The organism is Pseudomonas sp. MF08817, assembly GCF_059862705.1.
On record NZ_JCBCUY010000040.1, the window covers coordinates 25,315 to 46,202 of the forward strand.

Consider the following 20,888-nt stretch of genomic DNA (forward strand, 5'->3'; position numbering starts at 1 on the left):
CTAAACCCTGGTCTTGGCGTCCAGCGCCTCGTAGGCCAGGCGCACCGGTGCGAAAGAGCGCCGGTGAATCGGGGTGGGGCCCAAGCGCGCCAGGGCTTCGAGGTGCACTGGGGTGGGATAGCCCTTATGCCCGCCGATGCCATAGCCGGGGTAGATCAGTTCCATGGCGGCCATTTCCCGGTCACGGCTGACCTTGGCCAGGATCGAGGCGGCGGCGATCGCCGGCACCTTGCTATCACCCTTGACCACCGCTTCGGCCGGCATCGCCAGCTTCGGGCAGCGATTACCGTCGATCATCGCCAACTTCGGCTGAATGCTCAGGCCCTGCACCGCGCGCTGCATGGCCAACATGGTGGCGTGCAGGATGTTGAGCTCGTCGATTTCCTCGACTTCCGCCCGGGCGATGCACCAGCTCAGGGCTTTTTCGCAAATTTCGTCGTAGAGCTTTTCGCGCCGGGCCTCGGTGAGCTTCTTCGAATCATTGAGGCCGATGATCGGGCGATTGGGATCGAGGATCACTGCCGCCGTGACCACCGCGCCGCACAACGGGCCGCGGCCCACTTCATCGACACCGGCCACCAAGTCCTGAGCATCGGCGACCAGAGTGAAATCCAGGCCCATTTGCTTGAGGCTGCTCATACGGATTTGCCGATCAGGTTCAGCACCGCGTCCGCCGCTTGATTAGAGGCGTCGCGGCGCAAGGTGCGGTGAATTTCGTCGAAACCGCGGGTTTGTTCCTCACCCCCGTCGATCAGGGGCGCCAGGGTCAGGGCCAAGGCGTCGGCAGTGGCCTCGTCCTGCAGCAACTCGGGCACCAGCAAACGCTGGGCCAGCAGGTTAGGCAACGAAATGTAGGGGCTTTTGACCATGCGCTTGAGAATCCAGAACGTCAACGGCGCCAGGCGATAGGCCACTACCATCGGCCGCTTGTATAACAAGGCTTCAAGGGTCGCAGTGCCAGAGGCGATCAACACCGCATCGCACGCAGCCAAGGCCTGGTGGGAACGGCCGTTGAGCAGGGTCAGTGGCAGGTCGCGGCCGGCGAGCAGCTCTTCCAGTTGCGCACGGCGCTCCGGGCTGGCGCAGGGCATGACAAACCGCACGCCAGGACGCAACGCACGCAAGCGTTGGGCAGCATCGAGAAACAACGCCCCCAGGCGCCCGACTTCACTGCCACGACTGCCTGGCATCAACGCCACTAGAGGGCCATCAGGTAGCCCCAGTTCTTCGCGGGCCGCAATGCGGTCGGCCTCCAGTGGAATGGCATCGGCCAGGGAGTGCCCGACAAACCGCACCGGCACACCCTTCTCTTCGTAGAACTGGGCCTCGAACGGGAACAGCGTGAGCATCAGGTCGCAGCCTTCGCGGATTTTCAGCACGCGCTTCTGCCGCCATGCCCAGACCGACGGGCTGACGTAGTGCACGGTCTTGATCCCGGCCTGGCGCAGCTTGAGTTCGATATTGAGAGTGAAGTCCGGAGCGTCGATGCCGATGAACGCATCCGGCTTCTCGGCGATCAGAGTCGCGATGAGCTTCTTGCGCCGTGCCAGCAGCTCACGCAAGCGCCCGAGCACTTCCACCAAGCCCATGACCGCCAGGCGCTCCATCGGAAAATAGGACACCAGGCCCTCAGCTTCCATCAGCGGGCCGCCGACGCCGATGAATTCCACATCGGGGTGACGAGCCTTGAGCGAACGCATTAAACCTGCGCCCAGGATGTCCCCGGATGCCTCACCCGCCACCAACGCAATACGCAAAGTCGTCATGGTTATCGGGTAATGCCGCGGGACGAGGACTGGATCGAGTCACGGAATACCGCGACTTCGGGGAACTGCGCCGAGGGTTCGGCCAATTGCGCCAATGCCTGGTCAACCGTCAGGCCTTGGCGATAAACGGTTTTATAGGCGCGACGCAGGGCGTGGATCACCTCGTCGCTGAAGCCGCGACGGCGCATGCCTTCAAAATTCATGCTGCGTGCTTCGGCGGGGTTGCCAAATACGGTCACATAGGCCGGTACGTCCTTGCCAATGGCCGTGCCCATCCCGGAAAAGCTGTGGGCGCCGATGTGGCAATACTGGTGCACCAGGGTGAAACCGGAGAGGATCGCCCAGTCTTCGACGTGAACATGGCCGGCCAGTGCGGTGTTGTTGACCAGGATGCAATGGTTACCGATGACGCTGTCGTGACCGATATGGGCATAGGCCATTATCAGGTTGTGGTCGCCCAGGGTGGTTTCGCTGCGGTCCTGCACGGTGCCGCGGTGAATGGTCACGCCTTCGCGGATGACATTGTGGTCACCGATGACCAGGCGGGTTTCCTCGCCCTTGTATTTGAGATCGGGAGTGTCTTCGCCTACCGAGGAGAACTGGTAGATACGATTGTGCCGGCCGATCCGGGTCGGGCCCTTGAGAATCACGTGCGGCCCGATCACCGTCCCCTCGCCGATTTCCACACCGGCACCGATGATCGACCAGGGGCCGACCTCGACATCGTCGGCCAGTACGGCCGACGGATCGATGATTGCGCGAGGGTCAATCAAACTCATAGCTTGCGTTCCGCACAGATGATTTCAGCGGAGCAGACCGGCTTGCCGTCCACCGTGGCCTGGCACTCGAACTTCCAGATCTGACGCTTGCAACTGATGAACTTGGCTTCGAGGATCAACTGGTCACCCGGCAACACAGGCTGGCGGAAACGCAGTTTGTCGGAGCCGACGAAGTAGTACAGGGTGCCATCCGCCGGCTTCACGCCCATGATCTTGAAGCCCAGGATACCCGCGGCCTGCGCCATGGCCTCGATAATCAGCACACCCGGCATGATGGGGTGGGCTGGAAAGTGGCCATTGAAGAAGGGTTCGTTGATGCTGACATTCTTGTAGGCACGAATGCGCTTGCCCTCAACATCCAAGTCCACCACCCGATCCACCAGCAGGAACGGGTAACGGTGAGGCAGGTATTCGCGAATCTCGTTGATGTCCATCATTTCGGGGGGAAGCCTGTAGTAAAGATTGGGAGCACGCGACAACGCGCACTCCTCAAGTAGCAAATCAAGGAGGCAGTCTAGCGGCCGTGCACACTTGATATGGAAAGGGTATCAGCCATCAGATGAAGCAATACCGCCGGGGGTCACGTCCCCTACACGCTTTTCCAGTTGGCGCAAACGCCGCGCAATGTCATCGAGTTGCCGAATGCGGGCCGCGCTTTTGCGCCATTCGGCCGCGGGCTGCATTGCCGTGCCGGAGGAGTAGGCACCCGGCTCGGTAATGGAGTGGGTGACCATGGTCATGCCGGTCAGGAACACGTTGTCGCAGATATCGATATGCCCCACCAGGCCAACGCCACCGGCGAGCATGCAATGCTTGCCGATCTTGGTGCTGCCCGAGATCCCCACGCACGCAGCCATGGCCGTGTGGTCACCGACCTGCACGTTGTGGGCAATCTGGATCTGGTTGTCCAGTTTCACGCCGTTGCCAAGAACTGTATCGGCCAATGCACCGCGGTCAATGGCGGTATTGACGCCGATCTCGACGTCATCGCCGATCAATACACCGCCCACTTGCGCGATCTTCTGCCAGACACCCTTCTCATTGGCAAAGCCGAAGCCCTCGCCACCCAACACGGCCCCGGACTGGATCACCACACGTTTGCCGATGCGCACGTCGTGGTAGAGCGTGACCCGCGGGGCCAGCCAACCGCCCTCGCCGATCTGCGAGCGAGCGCCGATAAAGCAATGGGCGCCCACGGTGACACCGGCCGCAATGTGCGCACCGCTCTCGATCACGGCAAACGGGCCGATGCTCGCCAGCGGATCGACCACTGCGTCCTCGGCCACCACCGCTGTCGGGTGGATACCGGCCTGTGCCACGGGTTTGGGGTCGAATAGATGGGAGACCCGTGCGTACGCCGCGTAAGGGTCGGGCACCACCAGCGCGTCGCCGGCATAGCCTTCGGCATCCGCGGCCTTCAACAGCACCGCAGCCGCGTGGCTATCACCCAGGTACTTGCGATACTGGGGGTTTGCCAGGAAGCTCAACTGAGCTGGGCCGGCCTCTTGCAAAGTGGCCAGCCCAGTGATTTCTTTCTCCGGGTCGCCACGCAGGGTGGCGCCAAGGAACTCGGCCAACTGGCCGAGTTTTTTAGTCGCGATCATGGATTACTTCAGCTGATTCATACGCTCGATAACTTGGCGAGTGATGTCGTACTGAGGTTTGACATCAATCACTGCACCCCGCTCGAAGACCAGGTCAAAGGCACCTTTCTTGATGACTTCTTCCACGGCGCTGTCGAGCTTTGGCTTGAGTTGCTTGAGCATTTCACGGTCGGCAACGGCTTTGGCTTCGTTCAGCTCCTTGGATTGGAACTGGAAGTCGCGGGCCTTTTGCTTGAATTCCAGCTCGAGACGTTCACGCTCGCCCTGGGCCATTTTGTCGCCACCGCTGACCAGGCGATCCTGGATGCCCTTGGCGCTGCTTTCCAGAGTCTTGAGTTTGGTCAACTGCGGGCCGAACTTTTTCTCGGCATCCACGGCGTACTTCTTCGCCGCATCGGACTCCAGCAAGGCCATTTGGTAGTTCAGTACCGCGATTTTCATTTCGGCAAATGCCGGGGTCGCTACCAGGACAGTCGCCAGGAGAACCAATTGAGTCAACTTACGCACGATGCACTCCTACAAAATCCATTGTCGTTATCTAGGGTCAGACTCTTAGAAAGTCTGGCCAAGGGAGAATTGGAACACCTGGGTCTCAGCCTCATCCGGTTCCTTGATCGGCATCGCCAGCGCAAAGCTCAACGGGCCGAGTGCGGTAATCCAGGTCACGCCAATACCTACGGAACTGGCCAGACCATCAAGACCGATGTCGTTGCATTCAACTTTTTTGCCTTTAGTCGTCTTGCCGGTATTGCAGTTGGTGTCGAAGACATTACCCACATCCCAGAAGACCGAGGTCCGCAACGAACGCTGATCCTTGATGAATGGCAGCGGGAACAGAACTTCCACGCCACCTTGAATCAGGACGTTGCCACCGAACGGCAGTGGGTCCTGGTCCGGGTCCTTCTTGTTCGGAGTGCTGCGCGGACCAAGGGTGCTGTCCTTGAAGCCACGTACCGAGTTGAAGCCACCGGCATAGTAGTTCTCATAGAACGGCAAGCCGTCGGTGTCGCCATAGCCGTCACCGTAACCCAGTTCGGTGTGCAGGCGCATGGTGTAGTTATCGCTCAACGGCTGGAACAACTGGCCGCGATAATCAAGCTTGAAGAACGCCAGGTCGCTGCCCGGGGTGGTGGCCTCCAACACTACGCTCTGGGAATGACCACGGGTGGCCAGCACGCCTTTGTTCAGGGTTGACTCGGACCAACCGGCCGAAGCTTTGAAGTTCAGGTAGTTATCACCTTCTTTGGCCACGAAATCATTGATCTCGTCGACGGTGTAGGTGCCCGTGTTGATCTTGTCCTGCTGAGCTGTGAGGCCGAAGGTCAAGCGGGAAGTCTCGCTGATCGGGTAGCCGACGCTGACGCCCGCACCCAGGCTGTCCACGGCGTAACTGGCCAGATCGACATCGAGTTCGTCGTAGTCAGTGGTGCGATAGAAGGCGTTGTAGCCCAGGCTGACGCCGTCGGCAGTCCAGTAGGGGTCCACATAGCCGAAGTTATAGCGGCTCTGGTATTCGCTGCGGGTCAGGCCGACGCTGACCTTGTTACCCGTACCCAGGAAGTTGTTCTGGGTGATCGAGCCGCCGAGGATCAGACCGGCGCTCTGGGCAAAACCCACGCTGGCGGTGATCGAGCCGGAGGCTTGTTCTTCAACGCTGTAGTTGACGTCGACTTGGTCATCCACACCCGGCACGGCCGGTGTCTCGACGTTCACTTCCTTGAAGAAGCCCAGACGCTCCAGACGGGTCTTGGACTGGTCGATCAGGTAGGTCGAAGCCCAGCCACCTTCCATCTGACGCATTTCGCGACGCAGCACTTCGTCTTCGGACTTGGTGTTGCCACGGAAGTTGATGCGGTTGACGTAGGCACGCTTGCCCGGATCGATCACGAAAGTGATATCAACCGTGTGATCTTCGTCGTGGGGCTGCGGCACGCCGTTGACGTTGGCGAAGGTATAGCCTTCGTTACCGAGGCGGCGGGTAATGAGTTCGGAGGTGGTGGTCATCAACTTGCGCGAGAACACCTGGCCCTGTTGCACCAGCAGCAATGCCTTGACCTGCTCTTCAGGGACTTTCAGATCACCGCTGAGCTTGACCTCACGAACGCTGTACTTCTCGCCTTCGTTGACGTTGACGGTGATGTAGACGTGTTTTTTGTCCGGCGTGATCGACACCTGGGTGGAGGCGATATCCATGTTGATATAGCCACGGTCCAAGTAGTAGGAACGCAGCCGTTCCAAGTCACCGGACAGCTTTTCACGGGCGTACTTATCGTCGTTCTTGAAGAAGGACAACCAGTTGGTGGTTTTCAGCTCGAACAGGTCGATCAAGTCGTCGGCCGGGAAAACAGTGTTGCCCACCACGTTGATGTGCTGGATCGCCGCAACCGTACCTTCGTTGATGTTGACCTTGAGGCCGACGCGGTTACGCGGCTGCGGCACCACTTCGGTGTCGACCGTAGCCGAGTAACGACCCTGAGCGACGTATTGGCGCTGCAGCTCGTTACGCACACCTTCGAGGGTGGCACGCTGGAAAATCTCGCCTTCGGCCAAGCCCGACTGCTTGAGGCCTTTCATCAGGTCTTCGGTGGAAATCGCCTTGTTGCCATCGATCTCGATGCTGGCGACAGAAGGACGCTCGACGACCGTGATGACGAGGACATTGCCGTCACGCCCCAGTTGGATGTCTTGAAAGAAACCGGTTTTGAACAGCGCACGAGTGGATTCCACCAGGCGACGATCGTCAGCCTGTTCACCGACGTTCAACGGCAAGGCACCAAAGACGCTACCCGCGGAGACCCGCTGGAGGCCATTGACGCGAATATCGGAGATAGTGAAGGACTCGGCGTGAACTTCGGCGATCATCAATACGGAGAGAACCGCAGTTAGCAGCAGACGTTTCATGAAGTCCTTTCTTATTCCAACTGGCAATAAACAAACTGCCGCAAAATGCGGCAGATTCGCAATTCGGCGAAGCGCTACAGCCGACCCAGATCGTTGACCAGGGCAAGCAACATCACCCCGACCACCAAACTGATACCGATCTGTATCCCCCAACCCTGCACCCGATCCGACAAGGGGCGACCACGCACCCACTCGATCAGATAAAACAACAAATGCCCCCCATCCAGTACCGGGATGGGCAACAAATTGAGAACCCCAAGGCTAATACTCAGATAAGCCAGGAAATTCAGGAAATCAGCAACGCCCGACTGGGCAGAAGCGCCCGCCACTTTAGCAATGGTTATCGGTCCACTCAAGTTTTTTACCGAGAGCTCGCCGAACAACATTTTCTTGAGTGAATCCAGGGTCAGCACACTCATGGTCCAGGTGCGTCGCGCGCCCTCGCCAATGGCCTCCAGCGGGCCGAAACTGACCTCGCGGATCATTTCCGGCGGCCAGTCGATACCTTTGACGCCAGCCCCCAAGTAGCCACTGGCAGCTTTCCCATCACCACGACTGGCCAAGGTAACCGGCACATCGATCCGTGCCCCGTCACGCTCGACTTGCAGAATGATTGCGGTTGCAGGGCGCACGCGTACCCAGTCCACCACCTGCTGCCATTCATTCAGCGCCTGGCCATCGACCGCCAACAGATGATCACCGGTTTTCAGGCCAGCAGCCTGGGCCGGACCTTTGGGGTCCAGTTCCGCCAGCACCGGCGGCAACGCCGGCCGCCACGGACGAATGCCCAGTGAGCGGATCGGATCCGGCTCGTCGGCCCCCTTGAGCCAGCTATCCAGCACCAGCTCACGGGGCGAATCAGCGGAGGCGCCCGGCTCGCGCACCAGCAATTGCAGGGAGCCGCTTTCACCCAGGCGCCGCACCAGTTGCAGATTAACGGCAGCCCAACCGGAAGTCGGCTCGCCATCGATGGCGACGATTTCCTGCCCCGCTCCCAGGCCAGCCTTGGCGGCGATACTGCCCGCCTCTACGGCACCAATGACCGGCCGCACCTGCTCGCTGCCGAGCATCGCCAACACCCAGAAGAACACCAGAGCCAGCATGAAGTTGGCAATCGGCCCGGCGGCCACGATGGCGATACGCTGGCGGACGGTCTTGCGATTGAAGGATTGATCCAGCTGTTCGGCCGGCACCTCGCCTTCGCGCTCATCGAGCATCTTGACGTAGCCACCCAACGGGATGGCGGCGATCACGAATTCCGTGCCATGGCGGTCGTGCCAGCGCACCAGCGGCATGCCGAAACCCACGGAAAAACGCAGAACCTTCACGCCACAGCGACGCGCGACCCAGAAGTGACCAAATTCATGGAAAGTGACCAGCACGCCCAGCGCAACCAGGGTGCCGACAATCATATAGAGCGCGCTCATTTACCTTCTCCGCATTCCTGACCCGCCCAGACTCGCAGCCTCATGCTACCGCCCGTGGCGCTTGAGCCACTGCCCGGTCAACTCGCGCGCCCGGGCATCCGCCGAGAACACCGCGTCGAGCTCATCGACCGCCACCACAGGCTCACGATTCAAAACTTCCTCGATGATACTCGCGATCTCCGGGTAACGGATGCGCCCCTCGAGAAACGCTGCCACTGCCACTTCGTTGGCCGCATTCAGGGACGCCGGCGCACTCGCGCCCGCCTCTGCTGCTTGACGCGCCAGGCGCAGGCAAGGAAAACGCTGCTCATCCGGGGCCTGGAAGTCCAGGCGCGCGATAGCGAACAGGTCCAGCGGCGCCACGCCGGAGTCAATGCGCTGCGGCCACGACAAGGCATTGGCGATGGGCGTGCGCATGTCCGGGTTACCCAACTGCGCCAGCACCGAACCGTCTATGTAGTCCACCAGCGAATGGATCACGCTTTGAGGATGAATGACTACTTCGACCTGGGCCGGCTTTGCATCAAACAGCCAGCAGGCCTCGATCAACTCCAGGCCCTTGTTCATCATGCTGGCCGAATCCACCGAGATCTTGCGGCCCATGGACCAGTTCGGATGGGCACAGGCCTGTTCCGGCGAAACGTGCTCAAGCTCCGACAGGGGTGTGTGCAGGAACGGGCCGCCGGAGGCGGTCAACAGAATCCGCCGCACGCCGACCTGCCCCAGGCCCCTGGCAAAATCGCCGGGCATGCACTGAAAAATCGCGTTGTGCTCACTATCCACCGGCAACAGCAACGAACCACTCTTGCGCACGGCTTGCATAAACAGGGCGCCGGACATCACTAGCGCTTCTTTATTGGCCAGCAAGATTTTCTTGCCGGCATGCACGGCCGCCAGGGTCGGGCGTAAGCCTGCCGCACCAACGATCGCAGCCATCACGGCATCGACCTCAGGATCGGCCGCAACTTGGCACAAGCCCTCTTCGCCCACCAGCACTTCAGTACGCAAGCCCGCGGCTCGTAACTCATCCTGCAAGTCCCGGGCGATGGCTGCCTGCGGCACCACCGCGAAACGCGGCGTATGGCGCACGCACAGTGCGAACAACTCCTTGAGGCGGCTGAAACCGCTCAAGGCAAACACCTGATAACGATCCGGGTGGCGGGCAATCACATCCAGCGTGCTCAGACCGATGGAGCCAGTCGCCCCGAGCACGGTGACCTGCTGGACCCGACTCACGAAGCCGCCATCCACAGCAGCACGGCGAATACCGGAACAGCTGCGGTCAGGCTATCGATACGATCCAACACACCGCCATGGCCCGGCAGTAGGTTGCTGCTGTCCTTGATCCCGGCCTGGCGCTTGAACATGCTTTCGGTCAGGTCGCCCACCACGGAAATCAGCACCACCACCGCCGCGCCGATCAGGCCGGACAGCATCTGGGCAACGCCCCATTCGCGAACGACGCCAACCGCCAGCGTAATCAGCAGGCTCAGCAGCAAACCGCCATAGACCCCTTCCCAGCTCTTGCCCGGGCTGACCTGTGGCGCGAGCTTGCGCTTGCCGAAGGCCCGACCGGAAAAATAGGCACCGATATCCGCCCCCCAGACCAGCACCATCACAGCCATGATGAGCCAGTTACCCAGCGGGTACTGCTTAATCAGAACCAGGCCTTGCCAGGCTGGCAGCAGGATCAGCAGGCCGATCAAGAGCTTGCAGGCTGCGCTGGACCACAGCGGCGCAGTGCGCGGGTAAGTCAGCACCAGGAACGTCGCCACCACCCACCACAACACCGCGGCGCCGAGCACCCAAGGCGCCAGCCCCGGAAAGGTGTGCATAAGGAACAACGCCGCAGCGACCAGCACCGCGAAGGCAACGCGCTGGGGCTGGGCAGCAAAGCCGGCCAGCCGCGCCCACTCCCAGGCCCCCAGGGTCACCACCAGAGCGATGAACAAGGCGAAACCCGCCCCTTCGAGCAGGAAAAACCCGCACAAGGCGATCGGCAGCAGGATCAGTGCAGTAATGATTCGTTGTTTAAGCATTAAACCCGGGCTCCAGCTTCGACCTGCTCGCTCGTTTTACCGAAACGGCGCTGGCGGGAAGCGAAATCGGCCAGCGCGGTACGCATGGCATCGTGTTTGAAGTCCGGCCAGAACAGGTCGGAGAAATACAACTCGGCGTAAGCCAACTGCCACAGCAAGAAGTTGCTGATGCGGTGTTCGCCGCCGGTACGGATGCACAAGTCCGGCAATGGCAGGTCGCCGGTGGCCAGACAGGTTTGCAGCAACTCGGGCGTGATGTCCTCAGGTTGCAAGTGCCCGGCCTGGACTTCCCGCGCCAAACGCTGGGCAGCCTGGGCTATATCCCACTGCCCACCGTAATTGGCCGCAATTTGCAGCACAAAACGGTTGCTGCCGGCAGTCAGCGCCTCGGCCTCACGCATCGCCGCCTGCAATTGCGGATTGAAACGCGAGCGGTCACCGATGATGCGCAAACTGATGTTGTTGTCATTCAGGCGCTTAGCCTCGCGGCGCAGTGCCTTGAAGAACAGGTCCATCAAGGCACTGACTTCGTCGGCCGGGCGCTGCCAGTTCTCGCTGGAGAATGCGAACAGCGTCAGCACTTCGACCTTGGCTTCGGCGCACACCTCTATAACGGCGCGCACCGCGTCCACGCCCGCCTTATGCCCGGCAACACCGGGCATGAAGCGTTTCTTGGCCCAACGGTTATTGCCATCCATGATGATCGCGACATGCCGCGGCACAGAGGACAGAACCGCTTGCTTGGTCTTTTCCATGAAAACGCCCAGACCCTTATACGGCCATCAGGTCAGCTTCTTTTTGCTTGGTAGCCGCGTCGATTTCAGCCTCGGCCTTGTCGGTCAGCTTCTGGATATCAGCGGCAGCACGGCGCTCTTCGTCCTCGCTGATTTCCTTGTCCTTAACCAGCTTCTTCAGCTCACCCAACGCATCACGACGGATGTTGCGCACAGCCACACGAGCGTCTTCGGCAGCGCTGCGCGCCTGCTTGGTGAAGCCCTTGCGGGTTTCTTCGGTCAGGGCAGGCATCGAGATCAGCAGCAACTCACCCAGGTTGGTCGGGTTGAGGTTCAGGCCTGCACTCTGGATAGCCTTATCGACCGCAGCGAGCATGTTGCGCTCGAAAGCCACGACCTGCAGGGTGCGCGAGTCTTTCACAGTGACGTTGGCGACGCTGCTCAATGGGGTGTCGGCGCCGTAATAAGGCACCATCACGCTACCGAGGATGCTGGGGTGTGCCTTACCGGTACGAATCTGGCCGAATGCGTGGCTCAGAGACTCCAGGGATTTCTGCATACGCGCTTGGGCGTCTTTCTTGATGTCGTTAATCATTGCTGGCTTTCCTCGATCAGCGTCCCTTCAGCGCCGCCATGCACGATGTTCAGCAGGGCGCCGGGCTTGTTCATGTTAAATACGCGCAGCGGCATCTTATGGTCGCGGCACAGGCAAATAGCTGTCAGATCCATCACACCCAGCTTGCGATCCAGCACTTCATCATAGGTCAGATGATCGAACTTCTCGGCATGCGGGTCTTTGAATGGGTCAGCAGTGTACACCCCGTCCACCTTGGTGGCCTTGAGCACCACATCGGCGTCGATTTCAATCGCGCGCAGGCAGGCGGCCGAATCCGTGGTGAAGAACGGATTACCCGTACCAGCGGCAAAAATCACCACTTCCTTGGCATTGAGGTGACGCATGGCTTTGCGGCGGTCGTAATGGTCAGTCACCCCGACCATGGAGATCGCAGACATCACGATGGCGGAGATATTGGCGCGTTCCAGCGCATCGCGCATGGCCAGGGCGTTCATCACAGTAGCCAGCATGCCCATGTGGTCGCCTGTAACGCGATCCATGCCGGCAGCGCTCAATGCCGCGCCGCGGAACAGGTTGCCGCCACCGATCACCAGACCGACCTGGACACCAATGCCGACCAGTTGGCCGACTTCCAGCGCCATGCGATCCAGGACCTTAGGGTCGATCCCGAACTCTTCCGAGCCCATCAGGGCCTCGCCGCTAAGCTTGAGTAGAATGCGTTTATAGCGAGCCTGATAACCACTGCCCTGCTGAGCCATTGCGAATCTCTCCTGCGGCGTATTTTAAAAATTCTTTGCAAGCTGTTTGCAGCCTGCGCTTACTTCTAGCTCGACGCTATCACAGCGCCATCGGAACACGGCTTTGTAAGCCAGTTCCGGGAAGAAACCAAATAAATTGGCAACCCCATTTGAAAAGAGGCTGCGCGCGTGAGCGGGCAGCCTCCTTTGGGCGACAGTTGGAAACCGTCTTATTGCTTGCTGGCAGCAACCTGCGCGGCAACTTCAGCAGCGAAGTCGTCCACAGGCTTCTCGATGCCGTCGCCTACTTTGAAGTAGGTGAAGGAAACGATTTCAGCGCCGGCTTTCTTGGCCAGGTCGCCGACCTTGATTTCAGGGTTCTTGACGAACGCCTGCTCAACCAGGCTGGCTTCGGCCAGGAACTTGCTGATGCGGCCTTTAATCATGTTTTCAACGATGTTTTCCGGCTTGCCGGCGATCTTGTCAGCGTTGAGGGACAGGAATACGCCCTTCTCACGCTCGATCGCTTCAGCGGAAACTTCCGACGGCAGCAGGAACTCAGGGTTGGTCGCCGCTACGTGCATAGCGATGTCCTTGGCCAGTTCAACGTCGCCGCCCTTCAGAGCCACCGCAACACCGATCTTGTTACCGTGCAGGTAACCACCGACCACGTCACCTTCAACCCGTGCCAGGCGGCGGATGTTGACGTTTTCGCCAACCTTGCCGACCAGAACCAGGCGATCGGCTTCTTGAGCTTCGATCAGCGGAGCGACGTCAGTCAGTTTGTCAGCGAACGCCTTTTCAACGCTTGCAGCAACAAATGCCTTGAAGTCGTCCTGCAGAGCCAGGAAGTCGGTCTGCGAGTTCACTTCCAGCAGAACGGCGGTTTTACCGTCTTCTTTCAGAGCGATAGCGCCTTCAGCAGCGACGTTGCCTGCTTTCTTGGCAGCCTTGATGGCGCCGGAAGCACGCATGTCATCAATGGCTTTTTCGATGTCGCCGCCGGCCTTGGTCAAGGCCTTTTTGCAATCCATCATGCCTTCGCCGGTACGCTCACGCAGTTCTTTAACCAACGCTGCAGTAATCTCTGCCATTTTCAAAATCCTCTTGGATAGGTTTTCAACCATTCCACCCGATCAAACGGGCGATCAATTCTTCCCGAATCTCCGTTGTAGGCCGCCGCACATTACAGCCGTTGCAGCTAGCTTGCCGACAAATGGTTTTCGAGGTGGCAAAAAGGGGGCCAAGCCCCCTTTTTGCTTACTGAGTCAACGCCAGGGCGTCGATTACTCAGCTGCGGCTACTGGAGCTTCTTCAACGAACTGCTCGGTACCGCCAGCGACGTGGTTGCGGCCACGGATAACAGCGTCAGCCATCGCGCCCATGTACAACTGGATGGCGCGGATTGCGTCATCGTTGCCTGGGATGATGTAGTCAACGCCTTCCGGGCTGCTGTTGGTATCGACAACGCCGATAACCGGGATACCCAGCTTGTTGGCTTCGGTGATCGCGATGCGCTCGTGGTCAACGTCGATCACGAACAGTGCGTCAGGCAGACCGCCCATGTCCTTGATACCACCCAGGCTGCGGTCCAGTTTTTCCAGGTCGCGAGAGCGCATCAGCGCTTCTTTCTTGGTCAGCTTGGCGAAAGTACCGTCTTCGGCCTGAACTTCAAGGTCACGCAGACGCTTGATGGAAGCACGAATGGTCTTGAAGTTGGTCAGCATGCCGCCCAACCAGCGGTGATCGACGTACGGCGAGCCGCAACGTGCTGCTTCTTCAGCAACGATCTTGCCAGCGGAACGCTTGGTGCCGACGAACAGAATCTTGTTTTTGCCCTGGGCCAGGCGCTCTACGAAAGTCAGAGCTTCGTTGAACATTGGCAGGGTTTTTTCAAGGTTGATGATGTGGATCTTGTTACGCGCGCCGAAAATGTATTTACCCATTTTCGGATTCCAGTAACGGGTTTGGTGACCGAAGTGGACACCGGCTTTGAGCATATCGCGCATGTTGACTTGGGACATGATAGTTCCTTGATAAGTCGGGTTTGGCCTCCACGTATCCCAATGACCAACCAGCAGCATAAAGCTGAAGGCACCCAGGTCATCGTGTCGACACGTGTGTGGATTTAAGCTTCGCGGGGCATCCCCGGAAAGCGGCGCATTTTATACCACAGACAAGTCAAAAACGAAACCTGGAATAGCATCGCCATCGCCACGTTCTTGGCCTCTGCGGGAATCGCCCAGAAATGCGCCCTCGCGCCTATATAGAAGGCGCAATGCACAGACCCTCATGATTTGCGCCGATCGTCTGTTAGAATCGCGTTTTTCCGGGCCGCGGGCAGGCTTGCCGTCAAAGCCGCCGCGCGCGCCCACATTCCTTCAAGTTGCGCCTTCGAGCGCTAGAGAGCCCGTATGACCGTCACCCTCAAGACTCCAGAGGACATCGCAAAAATGCGTGTCGCCGGCAAACTGGCCGCCGACGTGCTGGAAATGATCGCCGAACACGTCAAGCCCGGCGTCACCACCGAAGAGCTGGACCGCCTCTGCCACGACTACATCGTCAACGTCCAGGGCGCCATCCCGGCGCCGCTGAACTACAAGGGCTACCCCAAGTCGATCTGCACCTCGATCAACCACGTGGTCTGCCACGGCATCCCGAACGAGAAACCACTCAAGGATGGCGACACCCTGAACATCGACGTAACCGTCATCAAAGATGGCTATCACGGCGACACCAGCCGCATGTTCCACGTCGGCACCGTGCCGGTCTGGGCCGAGCGCCTGTCCCAAATCACCCAGGAATGCATGTACAAAGCCATCGAACTGGTCAAGCCTGGCTGCCGCCTCGGCGACATCGGCGAAGTCATCCAGAAGCACGCGGAAAAGAACGGCTTCTCGGTGGTGCGCGAGTTCTGCGGCCACGGTATCGGCAAGGTGTTCCACGAAGAGCCGCAGATCCTGCACTACGGCCGCGCCGGCACCGGCATGGAGCTCAAGGAAGGCATGACCTTCACCATCGAACCGATGATTAACCAGGGCCGCGCCGACACCAAGGTGCTGGGCGATGGCTGGACCGCCATCACCAAGGACCGCAAGCTCTCGGCCCAGTGGGAACACACCCTGGCGGTGACCGCCACCGGCTACGAGATATTCACCCTGCGCAGCGATGACACCATCCCTCGCGTTTCGGCCTGATCCGCCCCGCGCCCAGCGCCTATAAAGGAAAGCAATCGATGCCGCAGGTGGACCCAGATCTCTTCGACCGCGGCCAGTTCCAGGCCGAACTGGCCCTCAAGGCCAGCCCGATTGCCGCTTTCAAGAAGGCCATTCGCCAGGCCCGCGAAGTGCTCGACGAGCGCTTTCGCGCCGGGCGCGATATCCGCCGCTTGATCGAGGATCGCGCCTGGTTCGTCGACAACATCCTGCAAAAGGCCTGGGAGCAGTTCGCCTGGAGCGAGGACGCCGACATTGCCCTGGTGGCGGTCGGCGGCTACGGGCGCGGTGAGTTGCACCCCTACTCCGACATCGACCTGCTGATCCTGCTCGACAACGCCGACCATGAGATTTTTCGCGACTCCATCGAGCGTTTTCTCACCCTGCTGTGGGACATCGGCCTGGAAGTCGGGCAAAGCGTACGCTCGGTGGACGAATGCGCCCAGGAGGCCCGCGCCGACCTGACGATCATCACCAACCTGATGGAAAGCCGCACCATCGCCGGCCCCGAGCGCCTGCGCCAACGCATGCTGGAAGTCACCAGCACCGCGCACATGTGGCCGAGCAAGGAATTCTTCCTGGCCAAGCGCGCCGAGCAAAAGGCCCGGCACCACAAGTACAACGACACCGAATACAACCTGGAACCCAACGTCAAAGGCTCCCCCGGTGGCCTGCGGGATATCCAGACCCTGCTCTGGGTGGCGCGCCGCCAGTACGGCACCCTGAATCTGCGGGCCCTGGCCGGCGAAGGCTTCCTGGTGGAGAGCGAAAACGCCCTGCTGGCGTCGTCTCAGGAGTTCCTCTGGAAAGTGCGCTATGCCCTGCACATGCTGGCCGGGCGCGCCGAAGATCGCCTGCTGTTCGACCACCAGCGCTCTATCGCCAGCCTGCTGGGCTTTACCGGCGATGACGCCAAACAAGCCATCGAAAGCTTCATGCAGCAGTACTACCGAGTGGTCATGAGCATCGCCCAGCTCAGCGACCTGATAATCCAGCACTTCGAGGAAATCATCCTCGCCCCGGCCGACGAGGCGCCGCCCCAGCCCCTCAACTCGCGCTTCCAACTGCACGACGGCTATATCGAAGTCAGCCACGTCAACGTGTTCAAACGCACACCGTTCGCCATGCTGGAAATCTTCCTGCTCATGGCCCAGCACCCGGAAATCAAGGGCGTGCGCGCCGACACCGTGCGCCTGTTACGCGAACATCGCCACCTGATCGACGACGATTTCCGCAACGATATCCGCAACACCAGCCTGTTCATTGAACTGTTCAAGTGCGAGATCGGCATCCACCGCAACCTGCGCCGAATGAACCGCTACGGCATTCTCGGGCGCTACCTGCCGGAGTTCGGCTTTATCGTCGGGCAGATGCAGCACGACCTGTTCCACATCTACACGGTCGATGCCCACACCCTGAACCTGATAAAGCACCTGCGTAAGCTGCAATACACCCAGGTGTCAGAGAAATTTCCGCTGGCCAGTAAGCTCATGGGCCGCTTGCCCAAGCCTGAGCTGATCTACCTCGCCGGCCTGTACCACGACATCGGCAAGGGCCGCCACGGCGACCACTCGGAAATCGGCGCCGTCGATGCCGAGGCGTTTTGCCAGCGTCACCAATTACCGCTGTGGGACAGCCGCTTAATTGTCTGGTTGGTGCAAAACCACTTGGTGATGTCCACCACGGCCCAGCGCAAGGACTTGTCCGACCCGCAAGTGATCCACGACTTTGCCCTGGCGGTAGGCGACGAAACGCGCCTGGACTACCTCTACGTGCTCACCGTGGCCGACATCAACGCCACCAACCCCACGCTGTGGAACTCCTGGCGTGCCAGCCTGCTGCGCCAGCTCTACACCGAGACCAAGCGCGCCCTGCGCCGCGGCCTGGAAAACCCGGTAGACCGCGAAGAGCAGATCCGCCAGACCCAGAGCGCGGCCCTAGACATCCTCGTGCGCGGCGGCAACGACCCCGACGACGTGGAGCAGCTCTGGTCGCAACTGGGCGACGACTACTTCCTGCGCCACACTGCCGGCGACGTCGCCTGGCACACCGATGCCATCTTGCAACAGCCCGCCGACGGCGGCCCGCTGGTGCTGATTAAGGAAACCACCCAGCGCGAGTTCGAGGGCGGCACGCAGATTTTCATCTACGCTCCCGACCAGCACGACTTCTTCGCCGTAACCGTGGCCGCAATGGACCAGCTCAACCTGAACATCCACGACGCCCGGGTCATCACCTCCAGCAGCCAGTTCACCCTCGACACCTACATCGTGCTCGACACCGACGGCGACTCGATCGGCGACAACCCGGAGCGGGTCAAGCAGATCCGCGACGGCCTGACCGAAGCCCTGCGCAACCCGGACGACTACCCAACCATCATCCAGCGCCGCGTACCGCGCCAGCTCAAGCACTTCGCCTTCGCCCCGCAAGTGACCATCCACAATGACGCCCAACGCCCGGTGACCGTGCTGGAACTCAGCGCCCCCGACCGCCCGGGCCTGCTGGCGCGCATCGGCGGGATCTTCCTGGAGTTCGACCTGTCGTTGCAAAACGCCAAGATCGCCACCCTGGGCGAGCGCGTGGAAGACGTCTTTTTCATCACCGATGCCCACAACCAGCCGCTGTCCGACCCAGAGCTGTGCCAACGCTTGCAGGACGCCATCGTCGAGCAGTTGAGCGTCAACCAGGAGCCCAGCGCGCAAGGTTTCAAGCTAACGATCTGAGCCCACTCACACCCCTGTAGCACAACGGCGCCGGCCCACCGCCCTTGCGGCCGCGCCTGCCTCCACACTGAATGCACGAGCCTGTGACCATGAACAACGCCCTGAACCAGTTGCAGCCCTACCCCTTCGAGAAACTGCGAGCCCTGCTGGGCAGCGTGACGCCAAACCCGGACAAACGCCCGATTGCCCTGTCCATTGGCGAACCCAAGCACAAGTCCCCCGCGTTCGTGGCCCAGGCGCTGGCCGACAACCTCGACCAAATGGCGGTCTACCCCAGCACCCTGGGCCTGCCAGCACTGCGCGAAGCCATCGCGACGTGGTGCGAACGACGCTTCAGCGTGCCCCAGGGCTGGCTCGACCCGGCACGGCACATCTTGCCGGTAAACGGCACCCGTGAAGCCCTATTCGCCTTCACCCAGACCGTGGTCAACCGCAGCCACGACGCCCTAGTGGTCAGCCCCAACCCGTTCTACCAAATCTACGAAGGCGCGGCGTTCCTCGCCGGGGCCAAGCCGCTGTACCTGCCGTGCCTGGCCGACCACGGCTTCAACCCCGACTTCGATGCCGTGCCGGCCGACGTCTGGGAACGCTGCCAGATCCTGTTTCTCTGCTCACCGGGCAACCCCACCGGCGCGCTGATCCCGCTCGACACCCTGAAAAACCTCATCGCCCTGGCCGATAAGCACGACTTTGTGATCGCCGCCGACGAGTGCTACAGCGAACTGTATTTCGACGAACAGACCCCGCCACCGGGCCTGCTCAGCGCCTGCGTGGCACTGGGCCGCCAGGACTTCAAACGCTGCGTGGTGTTCCATAGCCTGTCCAAGCGCTCCAACCTGCCCGGCCTGCGTTCAGGTTTCGTGGCCGGCGACGCCGAAATCCTCAAGGCGTTCCTGCTGTACCGCACCTACCATGGCTGCGCGATGCCGATCCAAACCCAACTTGCCAGCATTGCGGCGTGGAACGACGAAGAACACGTCGCCGCCAACCGTGCCCTGTACCGCGAAAAATTCGACGCGGTACTCGACATCCTCAGCCCGGTGCTGGACGTGCAGCGCCCCGATGGCGGTTTCTACCTGTGGCCCAACGTACAGGGCGACGACGCCGCGTTCTGCCGCGATCTGTTCGTCGAAGAGCACGTCACCGTCGTGCCGGGCTCGTACCTGTCACGCGAAGTCGATGGCCACAACCCCGGCGCCGGTCGCGTGCGCCTGGCACTGGTCGCCCCCCTGGCCGAGTGCATAGAAGCGGCCACCCGCATGCGCGACTTCATTATCCGCAAGCGCTAACTTACAGCGCCCCACCCTGTGCAACGCAGGGTGGGGCCACCATCAAAAGCCAAACAAAAATATCAAGTTACAGCAGCACCACCCCGCGAACTTTACAACCTTCACTATCAAACTAACCTTCTATAAACAAAACAACTTACGCCTCTACGGAAAGAGGCCACCATGCAATAAAACAAGGAAGTTACTCTATGCCCACCCACCACTTCTGCAAGATAACCTGCCCACACAATGAACAGCACGCTTATAGCTGTGCGATTAACGAAAACCCGCTTAACGCACTCTGCCAACCCACTAACAGCCGTTCAAAACGCGCCGTTGGCTTCTATAGCAAGTGCTGGAGCCCTGGCCGGACTATCACCATCACCTTCACGCAGGCTTTGCCTGAAGCGATCAAGGCCCGAGTTGAGCAGGTCATCCGGATGTGGGAGCCCTATGTCAACTTGAAGTTCGAGTTTGAAGACGGTGACCATGGCGATATTCGTATTGCACTGAACGCCAAGTTCAACGAATCAGTGATGGGTACCGACGCATTGTCCGTCCCCTCCTATGAGCCAACGCTGAGCATCGCAACCCCGCATACCAGCGAGGATTTCAACCCCACGCTCTTGCATGAGTTCGGCCACGCTCTAGGGTTGAGCCACGAACACCAACATCCCAGCGCCAACATTCCCTGGGACAAGGAAAAAGCCTTTCGTTATTTCCAAGAAACCCAAGGATGGACTCTCGAGGAAATCACCTACAACTTGTTCGATATCGATAATAGCCCCGATATTTATCGTGGCTCTTACGACCCCCACTCCATCATGCATTATGAAATACTCAACGATCTAACCATCGGCGATTGGACAGTTGGCTATAACACAGAACTCAGCGAACAGGACAAAATCAGTATCAGTAATATCTACCCACCTGCCTAAACTTTTAACCCACCTAAAAACCAGGCACTTCAGGGCAGGCATCAAAAACCATCATGGCGGTCTCAAGGAGCAAGTGCAACAGTCAGTTAACTTTTCTGCACTTGCTAAGCGAACGCAATCCCGCTTCCAAAACATCATCATCAATGGACGTCTGACCGAACCGAGCCGATCTGCTTGCAC

General features: G+C 60.0%; 19 protein-coding genes. 4 read left to right on the forward strand and 15 right to left on the reverse strand.

Annotated elements, in window-relative coordinates; genetic code table 11:
• The 15 genes from rnhB to rpsB form a co-directional block, all read right to left on the reverse strand.
• Positions 1–639, reverse strand: coding sequence for a ribonuclease HII (rnhB, locus tag AC19YR_RS21180; protein ID WP_500600022.1), 639 nt, complete (start codon positions 637–639; stop codon positions 1–3).
• Complete coding sequence (gene lpxB / locus AC19YR_RS21185) at positions 636–1,766, reverse strand: lipid-A-disaccharide synthase (RefSeq protein WP_500600023.1); 1,131 nt, start codon at positions 1,764–1,766, stop codon at positions 636–638. Before lpxB ends, rnhB begins: the two co-directional genes overlap by 4 nt.
• Before the next feature lie 2 nt (positions 1,767–1,768).
• Positions 1,769–2,545: an acyl-ACP--UDP-N-acetylglucosamine O-acyltransferase gene (lpxA, locus tag AC19YR_RS21190; RefSeq protein ID WP_095106420.1), complete on the reverse strand. Its 777-nt coding sequence runs from the start codon at positions 2,543–2,545 to the stop codon at positions 1,769–1,771.
• Complete coding sequence (gene fabZ, locus AC19YR_RS21195) at positions 2,542–2,982, reverse strand: 3-hydroxyacyl-ACP dehydratase FabZ (protein ID WP_095106418.1); 441 nt, start codon at positions 2,980–2,982, stop codon at positions 2,542–2,544. The genes lpxA and fabZ overlap by 4 nt, the downstream gene beginning before the upstream one ends.
• Positions 2,983–3,093: 111 nt before the next feature.
• Entirely contained in the window at positions 3,094–4,149 is a 1,056-nt protein-coding gene (gene lpxD / locus AC19YR_RS21200) for a UDP-3-O-(3-hydroxymyristoyl)glucosamine N-acyltransferase (protein WP_095106416.1), read from the reverse strand.
• Positions 4,150–4,152: 3 nt separating this feature from the next.
• Positions 4,153–4,656, reverse strand: a complete 504-nt coding sequence (locus AC19YR_RS21205) for an OmpH/Skp family outer membrane protein (RefSeq protein ID WP_019692093.1) — start codon at positions 4,654–4,656, stop codon at positions 4,153–4,155.
• A 45-nt stretch (positions 4,657–4,701) separates the two neighbouring features.
• On the reverse strand, positions 4,702–7,050 hold the full coding sequence (bamA, locus tag AC19YR_RS21210) for an outer membrane protein assembly factor BamA (RefSeq protein ID WP_500600025.1): 2,349 nt from the start codon (positions 7,048–7,050) through the stop codon (positions 4,702–4,704).
• A 74-nt stretch (positions 7,051–7,124) separates the two neighbouring features.
• The gene (rseP, locus tag AC19YR_RS21215) at positions 7,125–8,477 is read right to left on the reverse strand and encodes a sigma E protease regulator RseP (RefSeq protein ID WP_500600026.1); all 1,353 of its coding nucleotides are present in this window, start codon (positions 8,475–8,477) and stop codon (positions 7,125–7,127) included.
• A gap of 45 nt (positions 8,478–8,522) precedes the next feature.
• Positions 8,523–9,713: a 1-deoxy-D-xylulose-5-phosphate reductoisomerase gene (gene ispC, locus AC19YR_RS21220; RefSeq protein ID WP_500600027.1), complete on the reverse strand. Its 1,191-nt coding sequence runs from the start codon at positions 9,711–9,713 to the stop codon at positions 8,523–8,525.
• A complete protein-coding gene (locus tag AC19YR_RS21225) occupies positions 9,710–10,516 on the reverse strand; it encodes a phosphatidate cytidylyltransferase (RefSeq protein WP_095106408.1) in 807 nt (268 codons plus the stop codon). Before AC19YR_RS21225 ends, ispC begins: the two co-directional genes overlap by 4 nt.
• A complete protein-coding gene (gene uppS, locus AC19YR_RS21230; protein ID WP_095106406.1) occupies positions 10,516–11,271 on the reverse strand; it encodes a polyprenyl diphosphate synthase in 756 nt (251 codons plus the stop codon). Before uppS ends, AC19YR_RS21225 begins: the two co-directional genes overlap by 1 nt.
• A gap of 16 nt (positions 11,272–11,287) precedes the next feature.
• On the reverse strand, positions 11,288–11,845 hold the full coding sequence (gene frr / locus AC19YR_RS21235) for a ribosome recycling factor (RefSeq protein ID WP_095106404.1): 558 nt from the start codon (positions 11,843–11,845) through the stop codon (positions 11,288–11,290).
• Positions 11,842–12,585, reverse strand: a complete 744-nt coding sequence (gene pyrH / locus AC19YR_RS21240; RefSeq protein WP_095106401.1) for a UMP kinase — start codon at positions 12,583–12,585, stop codon at positions 11,842–11,844. Before pyrH ends, frr begins: the two co-directional genes overlap by 4 nt.
• A gap of 209 nt (positions 12,586–12,794) precedes the next feature.
• A complete protein-coding gene (gene tsf, locus AC19YR_RS21245) occupies positions 12,795–13,658 on the reverse strand; it encodes a translation elongation factor Ts (protein WP_095106399.1) in 864 nt (287 codons plus the stop codon).
• Positions 13,659–13,850: 192 nt separating this feature from the next.
• Entirely contained in the window at positions 13,851–14,588 is a 738-nt protein-coding gene (gene rpsB, locus AC19YR_RS21250) for a 30S ribosomal protein S2 (protein ID WP_095106396.1), read from the reverse strand.
• 390 nt (positions 14,589–14,978) lie between these two features.
• Here rpsB and map point away from each other — a divergent pair, with 390 nt between their 5' ends.
• The 4 genes from map to AC19YR_RS21270 all read left to right on the forward strand — a co-directional run bounded on the left by map (position 14,979) and on the right by AC19YR_RS21270 (position 20,708).
• Positions 14,979–15,761 (forward strand): type I methionyl aminopeptidase, encoded by a 783-nt coding sequence (gene map, locus AC19YR_RS21255; protein ID WP_095106392.1) that lies wholly within the window; start codon positions 14,979–14,981, stop codon positions 15,759–15,761.
• A 38-nt stretch (positions 15,762–15,799) separates the two neighbouring features.
• Positions 15,800–18,502 (forward strand): [protein-PII] uridylyltransferase, encoded by a 2,703-nt coding sequence (locus tag AC19YR_RS21260; protein WP_500600030.1) that lies wholly within the window; start codon positions 15,800–15,802, stop codon positions 18,500–18,502.
• An 89-nt stretch (positions 18,503–18,591) separates the two neighbouring features.
• Positions 18,592–19,791 (forward strand): succinyldiaminopimelate transaminase, encoded by a 1,200-nt coding sequence (gene dapC / locus AC19YR_RS21265; protein ID WP_500600032.1) that lies wholly within the window; start codon positions 18,592–18,594, stop codon positions 19,789–19,791.
• A gap of 188 nt (positions 19,792–19,979) precedes the next feature.
• Positions 19,980–20,708, forward strand: a complete 729-nt coding sequence (locus AC19YR_RS21270; protein ID WP_500600034.1) for a M12 family metallopeptidase — start codon at positions 19,980–19,982, stop codon at positions 20,706–20,708.
• Positions 20,709–20,888 lie beyond the last annotated feature (180 nt).